Annotated in this window: 11 protein-coding genes and 1 riboswitch; of the genes, 5 read left to right on the top strand and 6 right to left on the bottom strand. The window is 70.9% G+C overall.

Features of this window, described 5'->3' with window-relative positions:
* Positions 1-59: 59 nt before the first annotated feature.
* The 6 genes from BCR15_RS05865 to BCR15_RS05840 all read right to left on the bottom strand — a co-directional run bounded on the left by BCR15_RS05865 (position 60) and on the right by BCR15_RS05840 (position 5475).
* Positions 60-1040 (bottom strand): aldo/keto reductase, encoded by a 981-nt coding sequence (locus BCR15_RS05865; protein ID WP_068751474.1) that lies wholly within the window; start codon positions 1038-1040, stop codon positions 60-62.
* A 32-nt stretch (positions 1041-1072) separates the two neighbouring features.
* Entirely contained in the window at positions 1073-1168 is a 96-nt protein-coding gene (locus tag BCR15_RS15540) for a DUF6767 domain-containing protein (RefSeq protein ID WP_408647367.1), read from the bottom strand.
* 106 nt (positions 1169-1274) lie between these two features.
* Positions 1275-2423 (bottom strand): baeRF3 domain-containing protein, encoded by a 1149-nt coding sequence (locus BCR15_RS05855; RefSeq protein ID WP_068751257.1) that lies wholly within the window; start codon positions 2421-2423, stop codon positions 1275-1277.
* An 86-nt stretch (positions 2424-2509) separates the two neighbouring features.
* Positions 2510-3295: an alpha/beta hydrolase family protein gene (locus BCR15_RS05850; protein WP_068751256.1), complete on the bottom strand. Its 786-nt coding sequence runs from the start codon at positions 3293-3295 to the stop codon at positions 2510-2512.
* An 843-nt stretch (positions 3296-4138) separates the two neighbouring features.
* Entirely contained in the window at positions 4139-4900 is a 762-nt protein-coding gene (gene cobA / locus BCR15_RS05845; protein ID WP_068751255.1) for a uroporphyrinogen-III C-methyltransferase, read from the bottom strand.
* A complete protein-coding gene (locus BCR15_RS05840) occupies positions 4897-5475 on the bottom strand; it encodes a histidine phosphatase family protein (RefSeq protein WP_068751254.1) in 579 nt (192 codons plus the stop codon). The genes cobA and BCR15_RS05840 overlap by 4 nt, the downstream gene beginning before the upstream one ends.
* A 17-nt stretch (positions 5476-5492) precedes the next feature.
* Positions 5493-5601, top strand: a riboswitch (cobalamin riboswitch).
* A 38-nt stretch (positions 5602-5639) separates the two neighbouring features.
* On the opposite strand from BCR15_RS05840, the gene cobN reads away from it, so the two are divergent.
* The 5 genes from cobN to BCR15_RS05815 are packed head-to-tail and all read left to right on the top strand — an operon-like array spanning position 5640 to position 12711.
* Positions 5640-9251 carry a cobaltochelatase subunit CobN gene (cobN, locus tag BCR15_RS05835; protein ID WP_068751253.1) on the top strand — a complete coding sequence of 1204 codons (3612 nt, stop codon included), beginning with the start codon at positions 5640-5642 and terminating at the stop codon, positions 9249-9251.
* A 7-nt stretch (positions 9252-9258) separates the two neighbouring features.
* Complete coding sequence (gene cobF, locus BCR15_RS05830; RefSeq protein ID WP_068751252.1) at positions 9259-9987, top strand: precorrin-6A synthase (deacetylating); 729 nt, start codon at positions 9259-9261, stop codon at positions 9985-9987.
* Positions 9984-11462, top strand: coding sequence for a cobyric acid synthase (locus tag BCR15_RS05825; protein WP_141680049.1), 1479 nt, complete (start codon positions 9984-9986; stop codon positions 11460-11462). Before cobF ends, BCR15_RS05825 begins: the two co-directional genes overlap by 4 nt.
* Positions 11459-12193, top strand: coding sequence for a cobalt-precorrin-6A reductase (locus BCR15_RS05820; protein WP_068751251.1), 735 nt, complete (start codon positions 11459-11461; stop codon positions 12191-12193). The genes BCR15_RS05825 and BCR15_RS05820 overlap by 4 nt, the downstream gene beginning before the upstream one ends.
* Entirely contained in the window at positions 12190-12711 is a 522-nt protein-coding gene (locus BCR15_RS05815) for a bifunctional adenosylcobinamide kinase/adenosylcobinamide-phosphate guanylyltransferase (RefSeq protein WP_068751250.1), read from the top strand. Before BCR15_RS05820 ends, BCR15_RS05815 begins: the two co-directional genes overlap by 4 nt.
* Positions 12712-12716 lie beyond the last annotated feature (5 nt).

Genomic DNA, 12716 nt, shown 5'->3' with positions numbered 1-12716 from the left:
ACATCGCCCCGCTGCCGGACGCTCGTCCGGGGCGGGATCGCCGCGGCGGCGGGCGGCGCTCAGCGGTCGATCAGCCGCTCGTGGACGTCGCTGTACCGGTGGCCGACCGCCTGAATCTCCGCGCCGTCGATCTCGGCGAGGTCGTCCTCGGTGAGGGCGAGGTCGACAGCGGCGAGGTTCTCCTCGAGCCGGGGAAGCTTCGTGGTCCCCGGGATGGGGACGACATCGTCGCCCTGCGCGAGGACCCAGGCGAGGGCGACCTGGGCCGGCGTGGCGTCGTGCCGCGCCGCGATCCGCCGGATGAGGTCGACGAACGATCTGTTCGCGCGCAGCGCCTCCTCGTCGCTGAACCGGGGCAGCGTCGCGCGGAAGTCCGCCTCCGCGAGCCGGGTGCCCTCGTCGATGGCGCCGGTGAGGAACCCCTTGCCCAGCGGGCTGAAGGGCACGAATCCGATGCCGAGTTCCCGCAGGGTCGGCAGGATCGAGCCCTCGGGTTCGCGCCACCACAGGGAGTACTCGCTCTGCAGGGCGGCGACCGGGTGCACGCTGTGCGCCCGGCGGATGGTCCGAGCGCCGGCCTCGGACAGGCCGAAGTGGCGCACCTTCCCCGCCTCGACCAGGCCCGCCACGGTGCCCGCGACCTCCTCGATGGGCACGGCGGGGTCCACGCGGTGCTGGTACAGCAGGTCGATGCGATCCGTGCGGAGGCGCCGCAGCGACTCGTCCACCCCGCGCCGGATGGTATCCGCGCGGCTGTCGAGCCCGCCCACCGCACCACTGGAGAGGTCGAACCCGAACTTCGTGGCGATGACCACCTCGTCGCGCACCGGCGAGAGTGCCTCCCCGACCAACTCCTCGTTGCCGAACGGGCCGTAGACCTGGGCGGTGTCGAAGAACGTGACGCCGCGGTCCACGGCGTCGCGCAGCAGCCGGAGCATGTCGCCGCGGTCCGGAATCGGGTGGTAGCTCTGGCTCATTCCCATGCAGCCGAGCCCCATGGCGCTGACAGTGAGCGTGCTGCCGAGCGTGCGCGTCCTCATCGACGGATCTCCCAACGTGTCGGTGGTGTGTGTCAGCGACACCGGGACTTGACCCACTCGTCGCGCAGCTCCTGGTCGTCCATCACCAGGTAGACGAGCCCGCAGTCCTGCGGCCCGGTGACGTTCACCTGACACAGGGTGCAGGGGTCACCAGGCCGGAGCGGGCACTTGGCATCGGGACGACGGCGCGGCGGCGTGGGCACGCCGTCCATTATGCGCCTGGCCCCTCGAGCGTCAGAACCGGAGGATCGCCGCGACGCCCGCCTCCGCCGACACCTCCCGCGATGTCGCGTGGACCGTGCCCCCGTTGGCGAGGGTGTCGACGGCGGCGCGATCCACGGCCTCGCAGACCACGAAGCGCTCGTCGGCACCCAACCGGACGACGGGGGTGTCGCTCGGGGCGACCACCTCTTCCCAGCACCACGGATCCGAGCGGATGAACAGCGTGTCGACCCGGCCCTGCGCGGCGGCCTCCGTGATCACGGCCAGGTCGTCGGAGACCTTCCCGCTGCCGGTGAGCGACCGGAACCGGTCGATGAGCGCCGTGCGGTCCGCCCGCAGGCGCGCCTCGACAATGGGCCACGCCAGCCGGTGCAACTCCTCGGCCGACAGGTCGTCGGGGTTACGCAGCACGGCCTCGTCCAGGACGTTGGCATAGCCGTTGAGGTCGCGGTAGGCCGAGACGTTCTGCTCGAGCCCCACCAGGATCAGCGGCGCCGTCTGCCCGGCGAGGATGTCGCGCATGCCCGCGGCCACCTCGCGGAGGAACCGGACGAGGTCCTCCTTCTTGGCGTCGTCGTCGCCGCCACCGTGACCGTAGAACACGGCGCGCCCGCCCCGTCCCCCGGTCAGGGCCCGGGCCATGGGGGCCGAGCGGCCGTCGGGTTCCACGACGTCCGACATGCTGGTGGGGACGTCGTCGAGTTCGATCTGGCGCACGGTGTGCCGGCTGCCGTCCATGAGACGCACCTGCCCCTGGCTGATGGCCATGAGGAGGAAGTGGGCGTCACCCGAGAGGAGCCGCATCAGCGGGCCGGTCACGAAGTGGTCCCCCGCGGTCGCGAGCAGCGGCAGCGACGCCGGGATGCGGTAGGTGTGATGGCCCTGAGGGCTGAGGAACATCGCCAGGCCGTCGCTCATGTGTTGCCACGCCATGCTGTCGTTCTGCAGTTCCCGCGCCGGGGCGAGCAACGCGTCGAGCTCCGAGCGCCGCATCTCGTCGGTCAGCAGCGCGTCGACGGCGCTGACGAGGTTCTTCCATTGCAGCTGATCGCCCTGGACCTCGCCGCCGTAGCGGTGCGTGGGGATGAACATCGACACGTGCAACCCGTCACCCCCGGACGCCGCCAGTGTCTGGATGTCGGTTCGGTTGAGTAGATCCATGCCAGTCCTCCTCGATCCGGTGGATCTTCCACACTACCCGCGCGGGTGCGGCCCCCGAGGCCGTTCGGAGAGTCCGTCCCCGGTCGTCACACGCCCGGCTCAGAGGGGGCGTCCGGGAGGTAACGGTGGACCCAGGCCGCGACGATGTCCGCGACGTACTGGGCGTCCTCGCGCCTGGTCAGGAGGTGGTCCGCGCCGTCGAGGGCCACGAAGGACTTCGGGTGCCGGGCCGCCTCGAAGATCCGGCCGGCGTTGTCGATGCCGACGACGGCGTCGGTGGGAGAGTGCATGACGAGCAGCGCCCGATCGAGCTGCGCGATGCGCTGGCGTTGCGGGTGCTCGTCGATGTCGTCGAGGAACCTGCGGCTGACCCGGAACGGCCGGCCGGCGAGGGTCACCTCGACGTCGTCCCAGTCGGCGTGGCCCGGCAGCTGGTCCCCGAACAGGTGCGTGACGTGCTGCGGATCCGCAGGCGCGGCGATGGTGACGACGGCGCGCGCCTCAGGGATCGCGGCGGCCGCGGCCAGCACGGCGGCGCCGCCGAGCGAGTGGCCGATCAGCAGGCTGGGGGCCGAGAGGGTCGCGCGGAGATGGTCGGCGGCCCGCACCAGGTCGTCGATGTTGGTGCTGAAGGTGGTGTCGACGAAGTCGCCCTCGGATTCGCCGAGGCCGGTGAAGTCGAACCGCAGGACGGCGAACCCCTCGGCGCGCAGCGCCCGGGCGATCCGCGACGCGGCGGCGACGTCCTTGCCGCAGGTGAAGCAGTGTGCGAAGAGGGCGGTCGCCCGGGGCGGCCGGTCCGGCAGCTCCAGGCGCCCCACGAGCGTGCTGCCGTCCGCGCCCGGGAACTCCACGGGTCTCGTCTCGGTCATCCCGGGCTCCTTCCACGAGCTCACAGGGGCCAGCGTAGCGGCGGGAAAAGGGAGAAGGTCCGGGCCGGCCTTATGGCCGATCCGGACCTTCTGTCGTAGCGGGGACAGGATTTGACCCTGTGACCTCTGGACCTCCAGCGCGTGCTCGTCTAGCAACTGGCTTGTTTGACCCCACTTGCCGGCGTGTGCTCTGACCTGCGCAGACGCGCACAAGCCAGCGGCCCGACCCTGCACCGTCTTGATGCTGTCTGCTCGCAATAGAGGGCTTGCGCTGGCGTTTTCGGGACATAAGCGCGGCATGACTCGAATCGCAAGTGGGTTCGGAGAGCCAGGCTCACTACCCGCGTCTATCCATCACCACGATGCTGGGCAACCAGCTGCCTAAAGTCGAGCAGAGGTTTCGGAACGCCCAAGGGCGCGAGCTCCTCACCCACGGTCCAAGCCAGCCCCCACACGAGGTAGAGAAGGCCCCGCATCCAGCGTCAGTGCCCAAGCGACGAGTCCCCGGATCGCCCACGGGCGCGCCACGGGCGACCAGGCCAGAATCGAGCCGCCCAGCGAAAGCGTCACCCCGGCACCCTCAGCTCAGCGGGAGAGGCGAGATCCGAGACTCCCGGTGCGCAGAGGCCGACGGCCCGTGGCCGTCGCGGCGACGTGCACGATCGACCGGGCCTCCTGCCCCTGTTCGTCCCCGTGGTGCTCTGTGGAAGACCAGCACCGTGTCAGGCGCCAACGGCACCGCGGCGAGCAGCGCGAGGCTGACCGAAACCGTCACGGGTGGCACTTCCCCGGGTGTGGCGGCTCCGGAGTAGGCATCCCTTGCCCAGGAACATGAGGGGCACGTCAGAGCGCGGCTACGTCACCGACCACAATGATCGCCGGCGGCTGTACCTCTTCGTTGTCGATCGACTCCCCGAGTTGACTCAAGGTCGTGCGGATGACGCGTTCGCTCGCCATTGATCCGTCCACGACGATGGCCGCGGGCTGACCGGTGTGGCGTCCGCCATCGATGAGGGTCTGGGCGATCACAGCGGCGTTTTGGACGGCCACCATCAGAACGATCGTGCCTCTTGATGCGGCCAGAGCGTCCCAGTTGACAAGGCTGTCAGGGTGGCGGGGCGGTACATGTCCTGAGACGACGGTGAAGTCGTGGACGACACCTCGGTGTGTGACGGAGATTCCCGCCAGCGCTGGTACGGAGATGGACGAGGAGAGGCCGGGGATGACACGGACCGGGACCCCGGCTTGTTGCAGGTGAAGCACCTCCTCGAAACCTCGTCCGAAGACGCAGCTATCGCCTCCCTTGAGGCGGACGACCCTCTTTCCGGCTCGTGCCCGCTCGAGCAGGACGGCGTTGATGTCTTTTTGGGCGGTCAACCGGCTGCGCGGGAACTTGGCGACGTCGATGAGCTCCACATCGGGAGCGAGCCCCGCAAGCAACTCATGAGGCACCAGCCGATCGGTCACGACGACATCCGCGCCGAGCAGCGCCTTGAGGCCGGCGATCGTGATGAGGTCCGGGTCGCCTGGACCGGCGCCGACGAGGGTGACTCCGGCGAAGGAGGCTGGGTCCAGGCAAAGGGCTTGGTCAGGCATGAGCGTCATTGTCCAAGCCACGTGAGGTGGTCGTCGATGCGGGCCACGGCCCCGTTGGGGACGTCGACCCACGGTGCTTCGTGTGGCTTCATGCCTTGGAGGTACGCGACGGCGGACCGTATCGCGTCCCCGTGCGACACCAGGACGGATACGGAACCGCGTTCGAGGTCGCTGAGCACAGCACCCATGCGGTCGTACACGTCCATGAGCGACTCCCCACCCGCGATCGGCTGCGTTGGGTCCGACCAGTCGAAGCCCTCCGCTGCGGCCCAGGTCTCCTCGTAGGTTCGGCCCTCCAGGTCACCCAGATGTTGCTCGCGCAGGCGGGGGTCCGACTCCGGAGTCAGCTGCAGCCGGCGGCCGATGACCGCGGCGGTCTGCGCCGCGCGGGTCAGGTCGCTGCTGACGAGACGGTCAGCGGACAGCCCCACGTCCTTGAGGTCTTCTGCGATCAGCTCCGCCGCTGCGGCCGACTGCGAGCGCCCGAGATCGGTCAGCGGCGGATGAGCGGTCTGTCCCTGGGTCAGGCGGCGGACGTTCCACTGCGACTGGCCGTGGCGGACGAGATAGACCGGGTGAGGCATGGGGGTGATTCTCCCGTAGGCTGCGAACTGCTCGTGGTGCAGGAACCCGGTGAGAGTCCGGGGCGGTTCCGCCACTGTGACGTCGACAAGACGCAGCCAGACACTGGCCATGGGCTTATCCCACCGATTGACGGGGCGAGAACCCCGGAGGAGGAAACCGGCCCATGGCTGCGCCTACCCGCATCGCACTGTTGTCGACTTCCGACACGGACCTGCTGTCTGCTCGCGCCAGTGTCGCCGGCTATGTCTGGGGGAACCCCGCCCGCAGCACCGACGCCGAGCTCACGGCACTCATCGCCGGGGCCGACCTCGTCGTCGTACGCCTGCTCGGCTCGCCTCACGACCTGTGGCCCGGCCTCTCGACCGTGCGCGAGGCCGGCACCCCGCTGGTGATCCTCGGCGGCGAGCAGCAGCCGAACGCCGAGCTGATGGAGCTCTCCACAGTTCCGATGGGGACAGCCGCCGAGGCACACCGCTACCTGGCCGAGGGCGGTCCGGCCAACCTCGCCCAATTGCACGCCTTCCTCTCCGACACCGTGCTGCTGACCGGCGAGGGCTTCGAGCCGCCCGTGGCGATCCCGGCGTGGGGGTACGCCGACCGGCCGTCCGGCCGCGCCGGCGACCTGCCTCGCGTGGGCGTGCTCTACTACCGCGCGCACGAGGCCAGCGGCAATAACGTGTTCGCGCACGCCCTCGCCGACGCGATCGACGCGACCGGCCGAGCGGTCGGCGTCCCGATCTTCGCCGGGTCGCTCCGCTCGGCGCCCGATGACCTCTACGAGGCGCTCGGGACGCTCGACGCCCTCGTCGTGACGGTGCTCGCGGCAGGCGGCAGCGCCCCGGCCACGGCCAGTGCCGGCGGCGACGACGAAGCGTGGGACGTGGAGCGGATGGCAGCCCTCGACATCCCGGTGCTACAGGGCTTGTGCCTGACCAACGGCCGCGACGAGTGGGACGCCTCCGACGACGGGATCAGCCCGCTGGACTACGCCAGCCAGATCGCCATCCCCGAGTTCGACGGCCGGATCACGACCGCGCCGTTCTCGTTCAAGGAGATCGACGCCGAGGGTCTGCCGGCGTACGTCGCCGATCCGGAACGCTGCGCCCGGGTGGCCGGCATCGCGGTCAACCATGCCGTCCTGCGGCGGGTGCCCACCGGCGAGAAGCGGATCGCGCTGATGCTGAGCGCCTATCCCACGAAGCACGCGCGGATCGGCAACGCGGTCGGCCTCGACACGCCGGTCTCGGCCATCCGGCTGCTGCGCCGCCTGCGTGAGGACGGCTACGACCTCGGCGCCGACAACCCGGTGCTGCCGCTCCTCGACCTGCCGGACGACACGGAGGCCGGCGACGCGCTGATCCATGCCCTGATCGCCGCCGGTGGGCAGGACGAGGAGTGGCTCACCAACGCACACCTCACCGATGCGCACGTGCGCATCGGCAAGACGGCGTACGACGCCTGGACGGCCGACCTTCCGGCGTCTCTGCGTGATGCCATGGTCGAGGCGTGGGGCGAGTCACCGGGCGGCCTGTTCGTGAACGATGACGGCGCGATCGTGCTCGCCACCCTGCAGGCGGGCAACGTCGTGATCCTGATCCAGCCTCCGCGCGGCTTCGGCGAGAACCCGGTCGCGATCTACCACGACCCCGATCTGGCGCCCAGCCACCACTACCTCGCGGCCTACCGCTGGCTCGCGGCGGGCGTCGAGGCCGGGGGCTTCGGGGCACACGCGGTGGTGCACCTGGGCAAGCACGGCTCGATGGAGTGGCTGCCCGGCAAGAATGCCGCACTGTCCGCCGCCTGCGGCCCCGACGCCGCGATCGCGAACCTGCCGCTGATCTACCCGTTCCTGGTCAATGACCCGGGCGAGGGCGCGCAGGCCAAGCGACGCGCGCATGCGACGATCGTCGACCACCTCGTGCCGCCCATGGCGCGCGCGGAGTCCTACGGCGACATCGCACGACTCGAGGGTCTGCTCGAGGAGTACGACAAGATCTCCGCGATGGACCCCGCCAAGCTAGCGGCCATCCGGGGTGAGATTTGGCAGCTCATGCACGCCGCCCAACTGCACCGTGACCTCGGCCTGGAGGAGCGCCCCGACGACGAGGAGTTCGACGACTTCCTGCTCCACGTCGACGGCTGGCTGTGTGAGATCAAGGACGCCCAGATCCGCGACGGCCTCCACATCCTGGGCGCGGCGCCGACAGGAGAGGCCCGCGTCAACCTGGTGCTCTCGATCCTGCGCGCCGCGCAGGTGTGGGGCGGCGTCGGCAACGCGGTCCCCGGCCTGCGGGCCGCGCTCGGCCTCAAGGATGGCGCCGATCTCCAGGCGGTCGACGAGACGGAGGCGCGGGCCCGGGCGCTGGTCGAGGCAATGGAGGCGGCTGACTGGGACCCGACGTTCGCGACCACGCTGCATGACGCGCCGGAGGTCCAGCAGGTGCTGAGGTTCGCGGCCGAGCAGGTCGTCCCCCGCCTGGCCGGGACGACCGGCGAGCTCGACGCGGTCCTCCACGCGCTCGCTGGCGGGTTCGTGCCAGCCGGGCCCTCCGGCTCTCCCCTGCGTGGCCTGGTGAACGTGCTGCCGACGGGCCGCAACTTCTACACCGTCGACCCGCGGGCCGTCCCCAGCAGGCTGGCCTGGCAGACCGGCCAGGCGATGGCCCACTCGCTGGTGCAGAAGTACCTCGACGAGACCGGCACCTATCCCACGTCGGTCGGACTGTCGGTGTGGGGCACCAGCGCCATGCGGACCTCCGGGGACGACGTCGCCGAGGTGCTGGCGCTGCTCGGGGTGCGTCCGGAGTGGGACGCCGAGTCCCGTCGGGTCCGCGAGCTGGTCATCGTCCCGCTCGAGGAGCTCGGCCGCCCGCGCATCGACGTCACCGTCCGGATCTCGGGCTTCTTCCGCGACGCGTTCCCGCACGTCGTGGCGATGCTCGACGACGCGGTGCGGATGGTGGCCGACCTCGACGAGCCGGCCGAGGCGAACTACGTGCGCGCCCACTTCGCCGCCGACCTGGCCGAGCACGGCGACGCCCGCCGCGCGAGGACCCGCATCTTCGGGTCCAAGCCCGGGTCGTACGGCGCCGGCATCCTGCAGGTCATCGAGTCCGGCACCTGGCGCGACGACAACGACCTCGCCGAGGTCTACACCGCGTGGGGCGGCTTCGCCTACGGCCGCGACCTCGACGGTGCCCCGGCCGCCGACGACATGCGCGCCAACTACCGCCGCATCAAGGTCGCCGCCAAGAACGTCGACTCCGCCGAGCACGACATCGCCGACTCCGACGACTACTTCCAGTACCACGGCGGCATGGTCGCCACGGTCCGCGCGCTGACCGGTGCCGATCCGAAGGCGTACGTCGGCGACTCCAGTTCGCCGGACTCGATCCGCACCCGCACCCTGTCGGAGGAGACCGCCCGCGTCTTCCGGGCTCGGGTGGTCAACCCGCGCTGGATCGCCGCCATGCAGCGGCACGGCTACAAGGGCGCCTTCGAGCTGGCCGCCACCGTCGACTACCTCTTCGGCTTCGACGCCACCGCCGGGGTGGTGCACGACTGGATGTACGACAAGCTCGCCCAGGAGTACGTCCTCGACGAGACCAACCAGGAGTTCTTGCGCAAGTCGAACCCGTGGGCACTGCGCGGCATCGTCGAGCGACTTCACGAGGCCGCCGAGCGTGGCCTGTGGGCCGAGCCCGACGCCGACACCCTGGCCGCGATGCAGCAGGTCTACCTCGAGGTCGAGGGCGACCTCGAAGACCGCGAGTGAACGCCCGGTGAGGGTCCGCGTTCTCGGCGTCGGCATGGGGCCGCACCACATCACCCCGGAGGTGGCCGACGCGCTCCGGTCGTGTGACTACGTCCTCGCCGCCGAGAAGCGCGAGGACGACGGCCTGCTCTCGGTCCGCCGAGCCATCGCGGCCGAGCATGGTCTCGAGGTGGTCGCGGTCCCCGATCCCGAGCGGGATCGGGCCGATCCGGTCGACTACGCCGGGGCGGTCAAGGATTGGCACGAGGCTCGGGTGGCGGCCTACGAGCGGGTCCTGGGCGAGCGGGGTGGCACGGCGGCGTTCCTCGTGTGGGGTGATCCGTCGCTCTACGACTCGACGATCCGGGTCGTGGACCGGCTCGCCGAGCGGATGCCGCTGGAGTACGACGTGCTGCCGGGCATCAGCGCACCGCAGCTGTTGGCCGCCCGTCACCGGATTGTGCTGCACCCTGTCGGGCAGTCCGTCCACATCACCACCGGCCGCCGGCTCCGCGAGGACGTCGCGGCCGGCCAGACCAACCTGTGCGTCATGCTCACCGGCACCCTCGACCTGGCCGGGCTCGACGACTGGTCGATCTGGTGGGGTGCCAACCTCGGCACCGACTCCGAGGAGCTCGTCGCGGGGCGGGTCGCCGACGTGCTGCCCTCGCTCGAAGCGGCGCGCGAGCGGGCGAAGACAGCGGCCGGCTGGGTGATGGACGTCTACCTGCTGCGGGCTCGGGAGACGCAGCCGTGAGCGGTCTGCTCGTCGCCGGGACGACCTCGGACGCCGGCGAGTCGGTCCTCACCACCGGCCTGTGCCGCGCCTTCGCGAGACGTGGCGTGAAGGTGGCGCCGTACAAGGCCCAGAACATGTCGAACAACTCGATGGTCTGCTCCGCCGCCGACGGCACGACCGCCGAGATCGGCCGGGCACAGTGGGTCCAGGCACTGGCTGCCCGCGTTGCCCCTGAGCCGGCGATGAACCCGGTACTTCTCAAGCCCGACAGCGACCGGCGCAGCCACGTCGTCCTGATGGGCCATCCCGCCGGCGAGGTCTCGTCGGCGGACTGGGAGACCGGCCGACGTCACCTGGCCACGGCCGCACACACCGCGTACGACGACCTCGCTGCGCGCTTCGACGTCATCGTGGCCGAGGGAGCAGGGAGCCCGGCCGAGATCAACCTGCGCGCCGGCGACTACGTCAACATGGGGTTGGCCCAGCACGCATCGCTGCCCACCGTGGTCGTGGGCGACATTGACCGCGGCGGTGTCTTCGCCGCGATGTACGGCACGGTCGCACTCCTGGAGCCCGCCGACCAGAGGCTGGTGGCCGGCCTCGTGGTCAACAAGTTCCGTGGCGAGCTGGCGCTCCTCTCCCGCGGCCTGGACTCCCTGGAGCGGCTGACGGGCCGTCGCGTGTTCGGCATACTGCCGTGGGATCCGAGCCTGTGGCTGGACTCCGAGGACGCCCTCGACCTGGACGGTCGTCGCTCCAGCGGTGAGGCCGCCTTCCGGATCGCGGTTGTGCGGCTGCCGCGAATCAGCAACTTCACCGACGTCGACGCACTCGGGTTGGAGCCCGACCTCGACGTCGTCTTCGTCTCCGATCCCCGCGACGTCGCCGATGCCGATCTGCTCGTGGTGCCGGGAACCCGCTCGACGATCAGCGACCTGGCCTGGCTGCGCGCACGGGGCCTGGATGCCGCGATCCTCGACCACGCCCGCCGAGGTCGCCCGGTGCTCGGCATCTGCGGCGGCTTCCAGATGCTCGGTCGCACCATCAGCGACCCTGCCGGTGTCGAGGGCGTGCCGGGTGCCGGGGTCGAGGGCCTGGGGCTGCTCGACGTCCGCACCGACTTCGCCGCCGAGAAGGTGCTGCGATTGCCCGCCGGCACCGCCCTGGGCGCACCCGCCTCGGGCTACGAGATCCACCACGGCCGGGTCACCCGAGGCGGTGGCGAGGAGTTCCTCGGCGGAGCCCGCGCGGGCAAGGTCTTCGGCACGATGTGGCACGGCAGCCTCGAGGGCGACGCGCTGCGGGGTGCGCTGTTGTCCGAGCTGCTGGGCCGAGAGGCGTCCGCGGTCAGCTTCGGTGCCGCCCGCGACACCCGGCTCGACCGGCTGGGCGACATGGTCGAGGAGCACCTCGACGTCGACGCACTGCTGACACTCGCCCGCGGCGGCACACCCGCCGGCCTGCCCGTCCTACCCCCAGGAGGTTCCGCATGAGGCTGCTGCTCCTGGGAGGCACCAGCGAGGCCCGCGACCTCGCTGCCCGGCTCGCCGACGATCGCGACAGCGGCATCGAGGTGACCAGTTCCCTGGCCGGCCGGGTTGCCGAGCCGCGTCTGCCGGTCGGGAGGGTGCGCATCGGCGGCTTCGGCGGAGTTGAGGGTCTGCGGGCCGCGCTTGCCGAGTACGACGCCGTGGTCGACGCGACGCATCCCTTCGCCCTCGGCATGAGCGCCAACGCCGTAGCCGCCTGTCGCCTCGAAGACGTCCCCCTGCTGCGGCTCGAGCGGCCCGGTTGGGAGCCAGACCCGAGGTGGCACTACGTCGACGACCACGAACGGGCGAGCACGCTGGCCGCCTCGCTCGGTGCGCGGCCGTTCCTCACCGTCGGCCGCCAGGAGCTGGCTCGCTTCGTCCCCGCGCTGTCCGGCCACGCCGTGCTCGCCCGGGTCGTCGACCGTCCCGCCCTCGACCTGCCCGAGACGTGGACGCTGTTGACCAGCCGTGGCCCCTACAGCCTCGATGGCGAACTCGCACTGATGCGGCAGCACGCCATCGACGTCCTCGTCACCAAGGACTCAGGCGGCAGCTACACGTGGCCCAAGATGCAGGCCGCCGCCGAGCTCGACGTCGCCGTGGTCGTCGTACGGCGTCCCGCGTGCCCGGTCGGGGTGCCGACCGTGCACGACGTGGATGATGCCGTCGCCTGGCTCAGGGAGAAGTCGTGAGAGTGCTCGTCACCGGCGGAGTCCGGTCCGGCAAGTCCCGTCACGCGGAGTCGCTCCTGACCGGACCGGTCACCTACCTCGCCCCAGGGCCGGTCCAGGACGACGCCGACTGGGCCGCGCGGATCGCCGCCCATCGGGCGCGGCGGCCTGCCGACTGGACGACCCTCGAGTCCCACGACCTCGTCGGAGTGCTCACGTGCACGGACGGGCACGTCATGGTCGATTGCCTGGGCACGTGGCTCACGGCGGTGCTCGACGAACGTGGCCTCTGGGGCGCGCCGGCGGACGAGATCACCGACGTGATCGGACACGCGGCGCAAGAGACAGCGGACGTCCTCGCTGTTCGCGACCAGGGAGAGGACACCGTTCTCGTCACCAACGAGGTCGGCCTGGGCGTCGTCCCCGAGCACCGGTCCGGTCGGCTCTTCCGGGACCTGCTCGGACTGGTCAACCAGCGCATCGCGGCGGCCTGCGACGAGGTGCACCTCGTGGTCGCGGGCAGGGTGATCCGGCTATGACCCAG

Origin of the sequence: Tessaracoccus lapidicaptus (assembly GCF_001693815.1) — a bacterium.
Classification (GTDB): domain Bacteria; phylum Actinomycetota; class Actinomycetes; order Propionibacteriales; family Propionibacteriaceae; genus Arachnia; species Arachnia lapidicapta.
This window is presented reverse-complemented; position numbering and strand designations above follow the sequence as displayed.